The sequence below is a fragment of the Streptomyces sp. NBC_01591 genome (assembly GCF_035918155.1).
Taxonomy (GTDB): domain Bacteria; phylum Actinomycetota; class Actinomycetes; order Streptomycetales; family Streptomycetaceae; genus Streptomyces.
In genome coordinates this window covers 4,715,473-4,730,485 of the sequence record NZ_CP109327.1, presented here as the reverse complement: position 1 = coordinate 4,730,485, position 15,013 = coordinate 4,715,473, and the positions used below count along the sequence as shown (strand labels likewise).

Here is a 15,013-nt window from a genome sequence, read left to right as displayed (position 1 = left end):
ATACCCACCAGGGGTATATAAACGGCAGGGTAAAGGGAAAACGGGAGGCAGTAATGACCACCACCGAGACCGCCGGGACCACCGCGGAGACGGAATCCGCCGTCACCGATCACGACCGGGGCATACACGGTTATCACCACCAGAAGGCCGAGCACCTCAAGCGGCTGCGCCGGATCGAGGGCCAGATCCGCGGCCTGCAGCGCATGGTCGACGAGGACGTCTACTGCATCGACATACTGACCCAGGTCTCGGCGTCCACGAAGGCGCTCCAGTCATTCGCCCTCCAGCTGCTGGAGGAGCACCTGCGGCACTGCGTCGCGGACGCGGCGGTCAAGGGCGGCGAGGAGATCGACGCCAAGGTCGAGGAAGCCACGAAGGCGATCGCCCGGCTGCTCCGTACCTGATGGCGGCGGCTCGCGGGCGCGGGGCCGCGCTCACCCCCGGTGGTCGCCCTGCCGGGGGACGGTGGTCCGGTCGGTGATCACGTGGACGTTGAGCACCTCGTCGATACGGTCCGCACTGAGCCGTTCCCCGATCGCGGCCGACGCGGCGATCATCAGCTCGCCGCAGAGCTCGATCTCGGCGAGGGCCACATGGTCGGATACGGTCCGCGCGCTGAGCGTCACCACGTCACTCGCCTCTCACTTCCGTCGCCGACTTCCTAGCGTAGGGAGCGGACCACACGCCGCGCATGGCACGGACGGACCATTTCGCCACTGCCGGCATGCCTATGTCACCGCCCGCATCCACACCCGCGCCCACCTCCACACCCGCGCCCGTCCGCCGCTCGGCTATTCCTGTCGGATCTGCCCGGTATAGATGTCGCGACCGTCCGGCAGCCGTACGGAGACCGGCACCCCGAACCCGTACAGCAGTGTGGTCGACACCACCTCCGCCGCCGGCCCCTCGTTGGCGAAGCTGAACCGGTGGCGCACCTTGCGCAGCCGCCCCTGCTCGTCGAGGTACGCGTCGAACGGCACCGTGTCCTTGCGGAACCCTTTCGCTGCCGCGGCCAGCGCCGCCCGCGATCCCGGCGCGGCCTCGCGCGCGGCCAGCCCGATGTCCGCCGTCCCCCGGTAGTGCCGCACGGGGACCCCGGCGAGCACGGTCTTCTCCACGTACGTCACCTGCCGCGCCCCGCGCAGCAATTCGGCGGCGGCCATCGGATCGGTCACCCCGCCGGTGACGAGATTGCCGTCCTCCAGGGCCGTCGTGTCGACCCTGACCCATTTGTCCGCGGGCACTCCGGCGCCGCGGTTCATCATGTAGAGCGCGCCGGGGGCCAGCAGCTCGGTGATGGGACGGTGCTCGTCCTGACCGGCGGCATCCTTGGGCAGCACGACCGTGAGCCGGCCACTCCGGCTGCGGAAGTCGTACGTGCCCCGGCCCCGGATGGTCACCCGCGTCCCGCCCGCCGCGGTCTCCATCGACGTGAGCACCTCGGCGGTCCCGGCGGCGGGGTCGGCCCCTGAAGCGGGGGCGGGGGCGGCCCCGGCCACTGCCGCCGTTCCGGTCCCGCTCACCGTCCCCGCGAGCACCGCGGCCGCTCGGTGGACAGCGTCGAGGGCGTCAGCCCCGCCCCGCTCATCGGCCACGGCACGGTCACCGCCGCCACCGCTGCCCGAACATCCGGCGGTCGCCGCCATCACGCCCACCACGGCAAGGGCGCAGACAGCGCGCGCCCCGCCTCCGGACCTGTGCTGCTGCACCACCATCGCCTGCCAACCCCCAACGCGTAACGCCTGCCCGAGAGGCCCGTCCGTTCCGCATAACGACGGCCCGTGTCCCCCGTCACGCCGCCCCCATCGGCCACACCGCCGGGTGGCCGTGCCCAGTACCGTGGATGGGTGTATGACCAACGCACCGACGAGGTCCCGCCGACCGCTCCCGCCCCCGCTTCCGCATCCGCATCCGTCGGGCACGAGCCCACGACCGTGGAGCGCGGCTCCTTCTGCACCGCACGCTGCGCCTGTGGCTGGTCCGGACCAGCCCGCCGCTCCAGAGACCGGGCACGCACGGACGCCGCGGAGCACCGCGCGGCACCCTGACATCTCTCCCAGTACGTCCGCCGGCCCCGGCTTCTCCAGCTGATCCCCCCGCACCCGGCTTCCTCCGCACCCGGCCTCCGCCACCCCCCACCGTCCGGCCCGTCAGCGTCAAGACTCGGAGATCCGATGAACCTGCCGCCCCTGCCCGCCCGGCGCACCCTGCCCGCCCGGCGCACCCTGCTCACCGCGGGCGCCGCAGTGGCGCTCACCGGCGTCACCACCACCGCCTGCAGCGGCACTTCCGCTTCCGGCGGCGACTCCACGGGCACGTCCGGCACTTCCGACGCTTCCGGCACCTCGGGCAGCGCGGACAGCACGGGAAGCTCACCCGCCTCACCGACCCCGCCGAAGGCCTCCCCCGCCGGGCCGGCGGACTGGTCCGCCCTGGCCAAGAGCCTCGACGGCAGCCTCGTACGGCCCCAGGACGCCGCCTATCCGACCGCCCGTCAGCTCTACAACACCCGCTTCGACGGCCTGAAGCCCGCGGCCGTCGCCTACGTCCGGCACGAGGCGGACATCCGCGAATGCCTGGCCTTCGCCCGCCGTACGGCCACCCCCGTGTCCATCCGCAGCGGCGGTCACTCGTACGCGGGCTGGTCAAGCGGGAACGGACGCCTCGTCCTTGACGTCTCGTCACTGTCCCGCGTCGAACGGAGCGGCACGATCGGCGCGGGCGCCAAACTCATCGATGTCTACCAGGGCCTCGCCCCGGGCGGCCTGACGATCCCCGGCGGCTCCTGCCCCACCGTTGGCATCTCCGGCCTCACCCTCGGCGGCGGCCACGGCGTCGCCTCCCGCGCGTACGGCCTGACCTGCGACAGCCTGACCGCGGCGACGCTCGTCACGGCCGACGGCAAGACCCTCACCGTGGACGCCGATCACCACCCGGACCTCTTCTGGGCGCTGCGCGGCGCGGGCAACGGCAACTTCGGCGTGGTCACCGAGCTGACGTTCCGCACCCGCCCGGCCCCGCAGACCGTCACCGCGTACATGTCGTGGCCGTGGTCACGCGCCCGGTCCGTCGTCTCGGCCTGGCAGGAGTGGGGCCCGTCCCAGCCCGACGAGATCTGGTCCTCCGCACACCTCGCGGCCGGCCCCGGGGGCGGCAACCCGACCGTTTCGGTCGCCGCGTTCAGCCTCGGTACGTACGGCGACCTGCAGAACGCCGTCGACCGCCTCGCCGACCGGATCGGCGCTTCGGCCTCCTCCGTCTCGCTGCGCCGCCGCAGCTACCAGGAGTCGATGCTCGTGTACGCGGGCTGCTCGGGCATCACCGACGCCCAGTGCCATCTGCCGGGGACGACGCCCGGCCGCACCACCCAGGGCACGCTCCAGCGCGAGACGTACGCCGCCGCGTCCGACTTCTACGACCGCCCCCTGTCCCCGGCGGGCGTGCAGGCCCTGCTCGACCGGACCGAGGCGTTCACCCGGATCCCGGTGACACAGAACGGGGGCGGCGGCTCCATCGCGCTCACCGCACTCGGCGGGGCGATCAACCGGGTCTCCCCGCAGTCGACGGCCTTCGTCCACCGCGGCTCGCGCGTACTTGCCCAGTACATCGGTGCCTGGAGCCCCGGCACGGCGGGCAGCGCCCAACAGAACTGGCTGAAAAACACGCACGCGGCGATGCGCCGGTACGCCTCTGGAGCGGCGTACCAGAACTACACCGACCCGACGCTGACCGACTGGCGCCGGGCCTACTACGGCTCGGCGGCCGACCGCCTCACCGACCTGAAGAAGCAGTACGACCCGCAGCGCCTCTTCGCCTTCCCGCAGGCGCTCTGACAGGCGCTCGCGGGGCGCGTGGTGCTGGGACGCGCGGCAGGAGGACGCCGTCCTACGCGGCCAGGTCCTTCTCGCCGTCCCCGCCGCCCGTGCCCGGCCGGGGCTCGGGGATTCCGAACGCCCCGGTCCGGCTCCCGGCCGCCGTCAACGGCACCGGTCGGCGCGACCGTACGAGCCATCCGAACCGGTCCGAACGCGAGACTGCCGCCGTCAACGGGGTCAGCAGCATCATCGCCAGCGGGGCGAGCAGCAGAGCGACCGCCGTGCCGAGCGCGAATCCGCCGATGACGTCGGTCGGGTAGTGGACGCCCATGTAGACCCGGCAGAAGCCCTCCACGAGGGCGAGCGCGATCGCGGCGATACCGAACTTCCGGTTGGCCACGAAGATCCCGACGGCCAGCGCCATCGCCATCGTGGCGTGGTCGCTCACGAAGGAGAAGTCGTTCTTCCCCGCCACCAGGACGTCCAGCCCCTGGTGGTCCTTGAACGGGCGGGGCCGGTGCACGAATCCGCGGATCGGGATGTTGATCAGGAGCGCGATCCCGGCGGCGAGCGGCGCCCAGACGATCCCGGAGACCGCCGTCACCGAGTCGTCGGCCGTGCCGCGCCGGCGCACGCTCCACCAGCACCACAGGACCACGAGGACCATGCCGAGCATGATTCCGTACTCACCGACGAACTCCATGACCCGGTCGAACCAGGTGGGAGCGGACTTCGCGAGTCCGTTGATGTCGTAGAGCAGGCTGACGTCGGGGTTCGACCCATCCAGTGCGAGTCCAGCCATCTGCTGCGGCCCCTTGCCTTGTCTGCTGCCGCGGGCACACCCGTGTGCACCGCTTTGACGAACCCCCGTGTCGGTTCGATCACTGCGTGGATCACTACTGCGTAAATCGGTGCCGCGCCGCATGGTCGGTCTCGATGCGCCGTCACCCCGGTCCACCCAGGGAACGACGTCCGCTGTGCGTGCGTTCCACTCTCCACCGAATGATCACCATGACGTTATCGAAGAGTGACTCATCGTCGCAGCTCAGGGCCCAGGCTTCACAGAGAGTTCCGGCCACCGCCGTCGCTGCGTCATGGCGCCGGCCGGGTCGTCGGAAGGGCCGCGGCCCCGTCCTTGGTCACGCGCGTCGCGCCGAAGTAGTCGGGCGTGTCGATCTTGTCGAACCGGATCACGGCCCCTGTGTACGGAGCGTTGATCATGTACCCGCCTCCGACATAGAGCCCCACGTGATGGATGGCCCGCGAGTTGGTCAGGTCGTCGGAGAAGAACACGAGGTCGCCCGGGAGCAGCTCGTCCCGGGAGGGGTGCGGCCCGGCGTTGTACTGATCGTTCGCCACCCGGGGCAGCTCGATGTCCACGGTCCGGTACGCGGCCTGGGTCAGCCCCGAGCAGTCGAACCGCCCGTTCTGCTCCGGCGTGCCGTTCCCGCCCCAGAGGTACGGCGTACCGAGCTTCTTCTGCGCGAAGTAGATCGCCCCGGCCGCCTGCTGCGAGGGCTGCACACGCCCGACGGGCCTGGCGAAGCTCTTCTCCAGGGAACGGATGATGGTGACGTAGTTCTGCGTCTCTGAAATGTCCGGAACTCCACCGGCCCGGATCACCCGGTACGCGCCGGCGTTGTACGCGGCGAGCATGTTGTCCGTCTGATCCCCCGGCACCTTCTTCACGTAGCCGGCCAGTTCGCAGTCGTACGAGGCGGCGGACGGGATCGCGTCAGCCGGATCCCATACGTCCCGGTCGCCGTCCTTGTCCCCGTCGATCCCGTGTCCGGCCCAGGTGCCCGGGATGAACTGGGCGATGCCCTGCGCAGCGGCGGGGCTCTCGGCCCGGGGGTTCCACCCGCTCTCCTGATACAGCTGGGCGGCCAGCAGGGCCGGATTGATGGCGGGACAGAGGTTGCCCCACTTCTCCACCAGCGGCTGGTACTTAGCGGGCACGGCCCCCTTGGCCAGCGCAACGGCTCCGCCGCCACCGGAACCTGCAAGTCCGGCGGCGGCGGAGTACGTACCGACGACGAGCAGCGCCACGAAGCACATGGCCATGCCGACACCGATGCCACCGACCACCCAGAATTTCCGCACCCCTCAACCATCCCCCATCGGGGCCCCGTTCATGGGCGTTTTCGAGGGTGTGTGCGAGTCTTCCGAATCACCGGGGCTCACCGACCGGCCGTACCGGCGCACGGAGCCACCGACACGGCGCATTCGGTGCACCGGCCGGATCGACCGGCGCACCGAATGGTCGTGTGACCGAGTGGCCGTCAGGATGCCCCGGCGGACCAGTAGTCGGAGCGCACATTGGGGCTCGGGAGCGGGTAGACGCCCTTGTAGGCCGGCCCGTTCGGCTGGGACGCGGAGTCGGCGACCTCCGACGCCTTCACACAGGGGCTGTCCGCCTCGAAGAAGGCCTGCCCCTTGGCGCGGATGCTCACGCTGATGCCGAAGCCGTCCTTCGTCACCGCGTAGACCGCCGGGAACTGCTCGTCGGTGTTCTTCGCCTTGATGCGGTAGTCACCGGCGCGCCAGAACTTCTCGACCTGGTCCAGGAAGCTCTGCCGGCGGTCCGCGGACACGATGGTCATGACGGTGCGCCTGCGCGTCACATCGCAACTGCCCTTGGTCGTCTGGCCGTGGGCCCACTGCACCTCGGGGTCGATCTTCTTCAGTACGGCGTCGAGCATGCCGTCGGCCCGATCGGCGGCCTCCTGCATGTTCATGCCGTTCCCCTTGGTGCCCTCGGTGCTCTTGTCGCTCTTGTCGCTCTTGGTGGCCGTGGTGCTCGTGCGCGCACCCGACTGCGCATTCTCGCTGCCACAGGCGGACAGCGTGAAGCCGACAGCCAGAGCCACCGCGACGATCTGGAACCTGCGCCTCATCGCTGTTCCTCCATCTTGAGCCGGTCGGAGTGTCCCGACACGATAAGGGCGATGCTGTCGGCGGACATGGCGTCCCGTACCGGGTTGAAGTAGTTGGAGTGCGAGTCGAAGCTCATGGGCTTGCCCGGGTCCACCGGGAACCGCGTGGCCCCGAACGCCTTGCTCGCCGGGTCCTTGCCGAACCAGAGGTCGTCGTCGCCCGGGTCGGCCAGGTCCCCTGCGGCGTACGCGCCGGCCGGACCGCCCAGGAGCATCCCGATCCCACCCACGACGACCTGCGTCTTGGACGGGAGCTTGGTCACCGGGTCGTTGGCCGCGGCGCCGACGAAGACGTGCCCGGCACCGACGCCGAGGTCCACGGCACGGTCCACGCCCACCCCGGGGCTGCCGACCAGGACGATGTCGTCCACCCCCGGGATCCCCCCGAGCTTCTGGGTCGCGGCGCCGAGGGTGCGCGAACCGTAGGAGTGCCCGATGGCCGTGATGTGCGGGTCCCTGTAATGGTTGGTGGCCGCGATGCCGCCCATGAAGTCGTAGTAGGCCGCGCCGCCCTTCTCCGCCCGGCCGGTGCCCGCGACCGCCAGGCTCGACAGCCCGTCCGGCGTCTGCGGTGCGTCATACCCGAGCCAGACGATCGACGCGCTGGACGGGTTGTAGCCCTGGGCGCCGATCGCGGTGTCACGGGCGCGCTTGAGGTCGTTCTTCGCGAATTCCTCGTCGAGGGAGGTGTTCAGACCCGGCACGTAGGCCGACACGTTCTTCGAGCGGTCGGGGTTCCCGTAGGAGACGATCGCCCGCCCGTTGCCCTCGTCGCTGATGCCGATGAGGTACATCGGGGGCTGGCTGCCCTCCTTCAGCTGCCGGTCGATCTCCCGCAGCCCGGCCAGCTTTTCCTGCGACGCCTTGTCGCTCCGGCCCTCCAGCTTCGAGATCAGACCGGGCAGGTTACGGCGGTTGGCCGTGTCCCGGTCCGCCACCGGAATCCCGTCCAGACCGCCGATCTGGTCCGGGGAGAGCTCCAGGTACCGGTCACGCTGCGCCTGCGTCAGCCCGTGCCACCACGCCCTGCGGCCGGCCGGGCTGGAGCCGCGCGGGATGCGGTCGTTGAGGTACTGCCGCTCCCCGTCCCGTACCGCGGACTCGACGCGCGTACCGGACCCGGGCAGCCCGGTGAGCGCGCTGCCGCCTCCGCCGGAACCCTTGGCCACGTCCAAGGCGCCGGCCACGTACTTGCCCTTGTCCCACTTGCCGCTCGCCTTTTTCGCGGCCTGTGCGTACTGGTCGGCGACGCCCTTGGCGGTGTCGACGGGGTGCGCGATCGTGTCGATGGCCCCGGTGACGTCGCCCAGCAGACCGTCGTCGCCCACGACGCCGTCGAGGAAGCCGCCCTTCGACTTGTCGGTGGAACCGGGGACCGGGGTTTGTCTACCCGCGTTGACCTCTGTAGAAGAACCGCCGGTTCCCTCTGAACCACCAGCACCGCTGGCACCGCCCGAGCCCCCGGACCCACCGGCCCCGCTGCCACCGGAGCCACTACCGCCGGACCCGCTGCCCCCGGAAGCACCGCTGCCCCCGGTCGAGTCCGACCCGCCGGAGCCCGTTCCACCGGTCACGGTCGCACCTTCGGACCCGGCACCGCTGCCGCCGCTGCCGTTCCCGCCCCCGCTGCCGTTCCCGCTGCCGTTCCCGTTGCCGCCGCCACCGGCGACGGCACCAGGCGGCGGGCAGGCGCTTCCGGTCAACTGGCAGATGGCGTTCCGGAGTTGGCCGGACACCTGCCCGCCGATCCCCGTGGCCACCAGCCCGCCGATGAGGGCCACGACCACGAGGATCATGCCCAGGTACTCCATCGCGGTCTGCCCGTTGTCCCGACGCGCCTTGATCAGCCGCCGTACGGTGCTGAACGACCGGTGCTCGACGCGCTGTTCGGGCGTGAGCCTGAACCATGCGCGGGAGCTGGACCGGGTCAGCAGGACGAGGAGGACGACAGGCAGCACCAGTTGCGTCACGCCTCGGCCGTTCTCGGCGTCGTTCAGCGTCGCCAGCGCACCGAGCAGGAGCCAGGCGTGCACGGCCAGGAGCCCGCGCCAGACCCAGACGCCACCGGTCCGCAGGTACAGCGACAACACGAACCCGGCGATGCCGGGAAGCGACGCGTACAGCACCATGCCCAGCAGCCGGCCGTCCACCGCGTCGACGGACGAGGCCACGACCAGCGCGTCGAACGCGCCTACGACCGTGAGGACGAAGAGCAATCGGACGAGAATCAGTACCGCCTGCAAGGGGCGCGACAGTGGCTGTCTGCCCGGAGGGACCTCGGCGGTGCTCAAGGCGGCACCACCCGGTACCGCTAGTTCTCGTATGCCAGACACGGCGAGTCTCCCCAGCTTTGTGAGTGGGCGCAGCGACAGTTCCCCCGGTATCCGTATGCGACCACAACAACGCGGGGCCCGGCATGGGCCCCAGGGCCCAATGCCGGACTCAATGTCCGTGCTCCCGCCCCACCCTTCCGTTTCCCCACCGACCGCCCCGTTACGGGTCATTGGGGACAGCAACGGGGCGTCAGGACGCTCCGGCGGACCAGAAGTCGGAGTGGACGTGGGGGCGGGGAATGATCTCGGCGTCCGCATAGGTCGGCCCATTGGGCTCAGTGACGGGATCCGCGACTTCAGACTCCTTCACGCATGGGCTGTCGACCTCGAAGAACACTTGCCCTTCGCCCCCAACGATCAGAGTGACACCGAAACCATCTCGCGTCTGGGCATAGATGGCCGGGGAGTCCATGTCGCGATTGACACTCTTGATCCTGTATTCACGACTCCGCCACATGCGCTCCACCAAGCCCAGAAAGTTCCCTCGGCGCGCTGCGGACACAACAGTCATCACCACACGCCTACGCGTCACCGCGCAGCCCCCCGTGGTTGTTGGCCCATGAACCCATTCCACCTCCGGCTCAATACCATTTACTGTCGCGTCCATGATTTCATCCGCATAGTCCGCAGCCCCCTGCATATCCATGTCAGCCTCCTTTCCGTCACTCACACATCCAGCGAGTGGCACACAGAAAATGAGCGCCACAATCATCGTTCGAAACTTGATCCTCATCGATGCTCCTCAACCTTGACCCTCTCAGGCTTTCCTGCAGCAATCAGGGCGATGCTGTTGGCAGATGAAGCATCCCTTTCTGGGTCGAAGTATTGGCGATGTGCATCGAATGTGATTCGCCCGCCACTGAGCAGACTCGGTCCTTCGTCAACAGGGAAACGCCTCGCGCCGAATCCCTCGCTCGCCGGGTCCTTGCCGAACCACAGATCGTCGTCACCCTGATCCGCGAGGTCTCCCGCCACATATCCGACCACTGGACCAGCGGCGATCGTCCCCACAATGCCCACGGTGCTCTCTTGCCTAGATGGAAGCTTGGTCACCACATCGTGCTCTGCTGCACCAACAAAAACGTGGTCACTTCCAACTCCGAGGTCTTCCGCGCGACCGACTCCTACTCCGGGGCTCCCCACGAGAACGATGTCGTCGACTCCCGGAATCCCGCCACCCTGCTGTGTTGCCGCACCCACCGTGCGCGATCCATAAGAGTGACCGATGGCTGTGAAGTGAGGATCGCCGTCATGATTCGTAGCTGACAGGCCGTCCATAAACCCGTTGAAGGCACGTCCACCCTTTTCAGCCCGCTCATCACCCATGACTGCCAAGCTGTCCAACCCGTCCGGGGACTGTGGTGCGTCGTAACCAAGCCATACAATCGACGCACTCGAGGCATCATGGATGCGAGTACCGATGGCGGTGTCACGGGCACGCTTGAGGTCGTTCTTCGCGAAGTCCTCGTCAAGGGACGTATTCAACCCCGGCACATAGGCCGATACATTCTTCGAGGTATCGGGATTCCCGAAGGAAACGATCGCGCGCCCATTTCCCTCGTCGTTAATACCCAACAGATACATTGGCGGCTCACCAGGTTTACTGCCGACCCGCAACTGCCGGTCGATCTCCCGCAGCGCCGCCAACTGCGTCTCCGACTTCGTGTCGTCCCGCCCCTCCAACTTGCCCATCAACAGCTGGATGTTGTCCCGGTTCGCCGCATCCCGCACCAAGGCCGGAATGCCGTCCAAGTTGCCGATCCGGTCCGGGTACACCGCGAGGTACTCCTCGCGCTGTTCGTCCGTCAGGGCGGCCCACCAGGCCTTCCGCTCGGCCGGTGACGCGTCGTACGGGATCGCGGCTTTCAGGTAGCCGCGTGCCGCCTCCCGTACCGCTGCCGCGTCCCCCGCCGCGTCCTTCCACGTCGAGTTCGGGACCTTCAGGCCCTCCTCGGCCTTCAGCTTCCGCAGGATCCGGGCGTACCGCCAGTCGATCTCGGCAGCCGTCCGCACCGCCTTCGCCACCCGGTCCGCGATGTCCTGCGCCTTCGCCACGTTCGGGTTGGGGGCGACCATGCCCGGAGGAGGATGCAGGCCGGGCGCCTGGGCCCCCACCGTCGCCGTGCCGCCCGGCAGTGGTTTGCCGTCGATCAGGCCCTCGCCCGCCGCCGGATACGTCACCGAACCGTCCGCGTGCACGGTGAACTTCAGGGCCTCCGCGTCGTCCAGCGCTTCCCGCAACGCCCGTTGCTGGGCCCGCAGTTCATGGGCCAGGCTGTTCAGCGTCGTACGGAGCAGGCCGCACTCCGTGTAGACGTAACTCAGGTTCCGGCTCATCTGCCGCAGCCGTCCGACCGCCGCCTTCGCCGCCTCGCCGTGCTGCGTATCGCGCAACCCGTTCAGCAGCTGCGTCTCGATCCGGTCCCGGCCCGCGTCGGCGCGGTTGCTCGCCTTGCCCCACCCGTCGGCCGCGCCCTCCAGTTCGCCGCACTTCAGGTCCCGCAACTGCGCCCAGGTCAGGGTCATCGCGTCCCGTCCCCACCAGTCGAAGCCGACGAAGCCACGGGAGCGAAGGCGGACTTCACGGTCTCGTTCGTCTCGCCCTGGGCCCGGGCGACGGCCCGCAGCTTTCCGGCCAGCGCCCGGCACTCCCCGCTCGCCGCCTCGAACCTCCGCGTCCACGACTCCCGTACAGCGCACAGCTCCCCCAGCGCGGTCAGTCCGCCGGTCCCGGCAAGGAGGCCCTCGTGTGCGGTCTCCAGTTCCGACTTCACCGGGCCCAGGTGCGTACACATCCCCTCCGCACCACCGGCTGCCCGCAGCCAGGCACCGTCGCTGTGCTTCAGTACGTCCCCACCACCCACCAGGTCGCTCAGCCGCTGCCGGCCCCCCGGCTGCCCCACCACTGCCACGCCGCTCACCCCGTTCCTTGATCGCGGAGCGGCACTGTGCCAAACCCGGCGGACGCGACACGCCACGCACCCGGGCCCGCCGAGCGGAGCAGCCCCTGTTTCCCGGGCGTCCCGGCGCAGCGCCCCCGAGCGTGGATCACCCGAACGATGGACGGGCGACGGGCGACGCGACCTACCCTCGTCCGACGACGCCACCGCCGTACGTCCTCGGGTCCACCGTGGCGAGGTGGTGCAGCGCAGCGGCAGCCCGGTCCTCGGGAGCGGTTCCGTCCTCCGGGATGTGCCACATGAAGTGCTGCCAGGGGGCGTCCTCCCCGCTCTGCCCGGCAGCCGACGCCGCGCGGTACAAGAGGGAGACGGCGGTGCGGCCCCAGTCCCTGAAATCGGTGCCGATCCAGCCCAGCTTCGCGTCCCAGCGGGTCAGCAGATCGGGCCGGTCGCGCAGGCCTGCCGCGATGAGCCGTGCGGTTCTGCGGGCCGGCCACGTCCACGAGTGGTCGTTCTCGGCACGCGCGATCTCGGCGTCGTACGCGGCTGCCTCGAAGCGGTACTCGGGAAGCTCGTGCGGGGGCAGCCGGGAAGGCGGCGGCGGGGCCAGCCGGACCAGACGACATCGGGAGCGCCTCCGGAGGCGCTCCCGAGGACATCAGCAGGACGTCAGTGTGGCGTCAGCGGAACGTGAGCGATCCACAGGATGCTTTGGTTGTCAAGAGGTCAGAGAGAGCGGTTCGCCGCAGGATCCGGGCCTTGCCTCACCCTCATCCTGGGAGAACTCCATGCGCACGATCCGTAACCGCAAGCACACTGCTGCTTTCGGCGCCCTCACCGCGGTACTCGCTCTCGCCCTCACCGCCTGCGGCGGGGACGACACCGGTACGAAGTCCGCCGGCCCGGCGAGCAACGCCGCATCGGCCGGCGCTTCGGCGGACGCCTCCCAGTCCGACGACGGCGCGAAGACCACGGACGACTCGAAGACCGGCGGTGCCGCGCAGAACACCGGAGCCACGAAGGCGGGCACCTCGAAGACAGGCACCTCCGGCGGCGGCAGCGCGGCGGGCGGCAACACCAGCGACAGCTACGCCTACAAGCACCCGTGCAAGAGCTCGGACCTGTCGGTGCGCGTGTACCCCCGGGAGGGCTCGGCCACCCAGCAGGTGATCGAGATCAACAACACCGGCGCGAACTCCTGCGGCCTGAGCTACTTCCCGCAGGTCAGCCTTGGTGCCTCGAAGGCCTCGGACCACAGCGGGGACATCAAGCCGGCGGTTCCCGGTGGCCTGGGCGGCGCGCCCGCGTACCCGGTCAAGCCCAAGACGGCCGCCATCGCGGTGATCGACCTCAACCCGAGCGGCAAGAACGGCGTGACCTGGGTCGACGAGATGAACGTGCTGCCCGACAGCGAGCACATGGCCAACGCGGACACGCAGAACTTCGAGCTCGGCCCCGACGTCAAGGTGGGCGACCCGAAGCTGGGTCTGTACCGGAGCACGGTTGCCGACGCGGTGAGCTCCATGCAGTCGGCGGGCAAGTCCTGACCCGCTGAACCGGGCCGTACGACGGACTTCGCAGGACGCACCATCTCCCGCTCGTCCTTCGCCGTACCCCCCGCACCCCCACCCGACGCCGAGGGCCCGGATCCACCGTGATCCGGGCCCTCGGCGTCGATCGCGGACGAGACCTCCGCTGCACGGCGGAGAACTGGACGTTCCGAACGAGGACATGACACACACCGGCAACGTACTCGTCGGCATCCTCTACCAGCCGCTCGTTCTCTGGGGGCCGCTGGTCGCCGCGATCACCGTCTCCTACTACCGGCGCCGCCGCGCAGTCACCGGGACCGGCCCCGAACCGCGTGCGCCGCATACGCCGTACAGGCGCTAAATCGAGCCAGTTCGCCAAAGCGGACAAAGACGTGCTCCAGGTCGGATACTCCCTGTCGGACACCGGGTTCCGCCCGGACCGCGCCCGTCCCGGGCTCTCCTCACCGCGCAAGAACCTGAAGCTGGGCGCCTGGCGCGAGCCCCGATGACGTCCGTTCCCCAAGCGCCCCCGCACCGCGGCGGACGACCTGACAACGGTCCGAAAACGACCAGAATCCGGACGGGGACCGCTACTCGGGATGGGTAACGTTCGACGGGTGTGAGAGTCGTTGCCACGGGGGGCGAGGTGAGGGCAGTGAGCGGCATAGTTGTCCATCTGCCGCGGGTGGGCGGTGACGTCGGAGGGGTGCCGTGCGGTGACCCGGTGACATTGCGGCTCGGCCCGGGGGAAGTGGCGCGTTTCGGACGGGGATCGGCGACGATCCCGGTCGAACTGCGCCTCGACGACGAGGCCATCTCCCGGCTGGCCGGCGAGATCCGGGTGACCGACGACCACTGGCAGCTCAGCAACCACAGCGCGACGCAGAGCTACCTGGTGGAGAACCCGGAGGGAGCGGGAGAGTACCTGCGGGTCCCGCCCCGGCGGGCCGGCGCCCCCATCCCCTTCGAGTTCTCCCGGGTCGTGCTGCCCACCCGCCGCGGCACCACCGTCGCCTTCCAGGTGTTCGCACCCGACCACGTCTATCTGGACCCCGACGGCATGGCGGGCCAGTGGGGCAGCCGCACCGTCATGGCGTACTCACTGGACGAGACGGCCCTCTACTTCCTGGTCCTGGTCGCGCTCTGCGAGCCGCGGCTGCGCGACGAGTCGCCGGTCGCGGTGCCGACAACCCCGCAGATCGTCGAACGGCTCAGGGGGCACGCCGCGTGCGGCCAGTTGAGGGCCCGGGCGGTCAGCTCGCACATCGACTACCTCGCCGAGGAGAAGATGCGGATCAGCGCTCCGCCCGAGCGCGGATCCGGAGGAGCGCGCCGCAACGGAAAGCGGGAGGCCCTCGTCGGGATCGCGCTGCGGTTCGGACTCGTACGGGAGGAGCATCTGGCGCTGCTGCCGCCCCGGGCCGCAACAGGCCTCCGGGACCGGGAGACAGACCGTTGACGAGGAACGGACGCACTGAGTGTGCGGGGCTCGCGAAG

Annotated in this window: 16 protein-coding genes; 6 read left to right on the top strand and 10 right to left on the bottom strand. The window is 69.7% G+C overall.

Annotated features, from left to right (window positions below):
- Window positions 1-53 precede the first annotated feature (53 nt).
- A complete protein-coding gene (locus OG978_RS22000) occupies window positions 54-404 on the top strand; it encodes a metal-sensitive transcriptional regulator (RefSeq protein ID WP_326766861.1) in 351 nt (116 codons plus the stop codon).
- A gap of 30 nt (window positions 405-434) precedes the next feature.
- Here OG978_RS22000 and OG978_RS21995 read toward each other — a convergent pair whose 3' ends face one another.
- Both OG978_RS21995 and OG978_RS21990 read right to left on the bottom strand, forming a co-directional pair.
- Entirely contained in the window at window positions 435-629 is a 195-nt protein-coding gene (locus tag OG978_RS21995; protein WP_326766860.1) for a hypothetical protein, read from the bottom strand.
- Window positions 630-791: 162 nt separating this feature from the next.
- Complete coding sequence (locus OG978_RS21990) at window positions 792-1,715, bottom strand: hypothetical protein (RefSeq protein WP_326766859.1); 924 nt, start codon at window positions 1,713-1,715, stop codon at window positions 792-794.
- A gap of 132 nt (window positions 1,716-1,847) precedes the next feature.
- Between OG978_RS21990 and OG978_RS48345 the strand changes: the two genes are divergently transcribed.
- Complete coding sequence (locus tag OG978_RS48345) at window positions 1,848-2,048, top strand: hypothetical protein (protein ID WP_442817728.1); 201 nt, start codon at window positions 1,848-1,850, stop codon at window positions 2,046-2,048.
- Window positions 2,049-2,174: 126 nt separating this feature from the next.
- On the top strand, window positions 2,175-3,833 hold the full coding sequence (locus OG978_RS21985; RefSeq protein WP_326766858.1) for an FAD-binding oxidoreductase: 1,659 nt from the start codon (window positions 2,175-2,177) through the stop codon (window positions 3,831-3,833).
- 52 nt (window positions 3,834-3,885) lie between these two features.
- Here OG978_RS21985 and OG978_RS21980 read toward each other — a convergent pair whose 3' ends face one another.
- The 8 genes from OG978_RS21980 to OG978_RS21945 all read right to left on the bottom strand — a co-directional run bounded on the left by OG978_RS21980 (window position 3,886) and on the right by OG978_RS21945 (window position 12,345).
- A complete protein-coding gene (locus OG978_RS21980; RefSeq protein ID WP_326766857.1) occupies window positions 3,886-4,617 on the bottom strand; it encodes a phosphatase PAP2 family protein in 732 nt (243 codons plus the stop codon).
- Window positions 4,618-4,907: 290 nt separating this feature from the next.
- Window positions 4,908-5,918 (bottom strand): C40 family peptidase, encoded by a 1,011-nt coding sequence (locus OG978_RS21975; RefSeq protein WP_326766856.1) that lies wholly within the window; start codon window positions 5,916-5,918, stop codon window positions 4,908-4,910.
- A gap of 179 nt (window positions 5,919-6,097) precedes the next feature.
- Window positions 6,098-6,712: a hypothetical protein gene (locus OG978_RS21970; protein ID WP_326766855.1), complete on the bottom strand. Its 615-nt coding sequence runs from the start codon at window positions 6,710-6,712 to the stop codon at window positions 6,098-6,100.
- The gene (locus tag OG978_RS21965) at window positions 6,709-8,994 is read right to left on the bottom strand and encodes an alpha/beta hydrolase (protein ID WP_326766854.1); all 2,286 of its coding nucleotides are present in this window, start codon (window positions 8,992-8,994) and stop codon (window positions 6,709-6,711) included. Before OG978_RS21965 ends, OG978_RS21970 begins: the two co-directional genes overlap by 4 nt.
- Before the next feature lie 280 nt (window positions 8,995-9,274).
- Window positions 9,275-9,730, bottom strand: coding sequence for a hypothetical protein (locus tag OG978_RS21960; protein WP_326766853.1), 456 nt, complete (start codon window positions 9,728-9,730; stop codon window positions 9,275-9,277).
- 83 nt (window positions 9,731-9,813) lie between these two features.
- On the bottom strand, window positions 9,814-11,610 hold the full coding sequence (locus OG978_RS21955; RefSeq protein ID WP_326766852.1) for an alpha/beta hydrolase: 1,797 nt from the start codon (window positions 11,608-11,610) through the stop codon (window positions 9,814-9,816).
- Complete coding sequence (locus tag OG978_RS21950; RefSeq protein WP_326766851.1) at window positions 11,607-12,005, bottom strand: hypothetical protein; 399 nt, start codon at window positions 12,003-12,005, stop codon at window positions 11,607-11,609. The genes OG978_RS21955 and OG978_RS21950 overlap by 4 nt, the downstream gene beginning before the upstream one ends.
- Window positions 12,006-12,168: 163 nt before the next feature.
- Window positions 12,169-12,345, bottom strand: coding sequence for a hypothetical protein (locus OG978_RS21945; RefSeq protein WP_326766850.1), 177 nt, complete (start codon window positions 12,343-12,345; stop codon window positions 12,169-12,171).
- 427 nt (window positions 12,346-12,772) lie between these two features.
- On the opposite strand from OG978_RS21945, the gene OG978_RS21940 reads away from it, so the two are divergent.
- From OG978_RS21940 to OG978_RS21930, 3 genes are all read left to right on the top strand, one after another.
- Window positions 12,773-13,531: a DUF4232 domain-containing protein gene (locus tag OG978_RS21940; RefSeq protein ID WP_326766849.1), complete on the top strand. Its 759-nt coding sequence runs from the start codon at window positions 12,773-12,775 to the stop codon at window positions 13,529-13,531.
- A 184-nt stretch (window positions 13,532-13,715) separates the two neighbouring features.
- Complete coding sequence (locus OG978_RS21935) at window positions 13,716-13,877, top strand: hypothetical protein (RefSeq protein ID WP_326766848.1); 162 nt, start codon at window positions 13,716-13,718, stop codon at window positions 13,875-13,877.
- Between the two features lie 294 nt (window positions 13,878-14,171).
- A complete protein-coding gene (locus tag OG978_RS21930) occupies window positions 14,172-14,975 on the top strand; it encodes a serine/threonine protein kinase (RefSeq protein ID WP_326766847.1) in 804 nt (267 codons plus the stop codon).
- The last annotated feature ends 38 nt before the right edge of the window (window positions 14,976-15,013 follow it).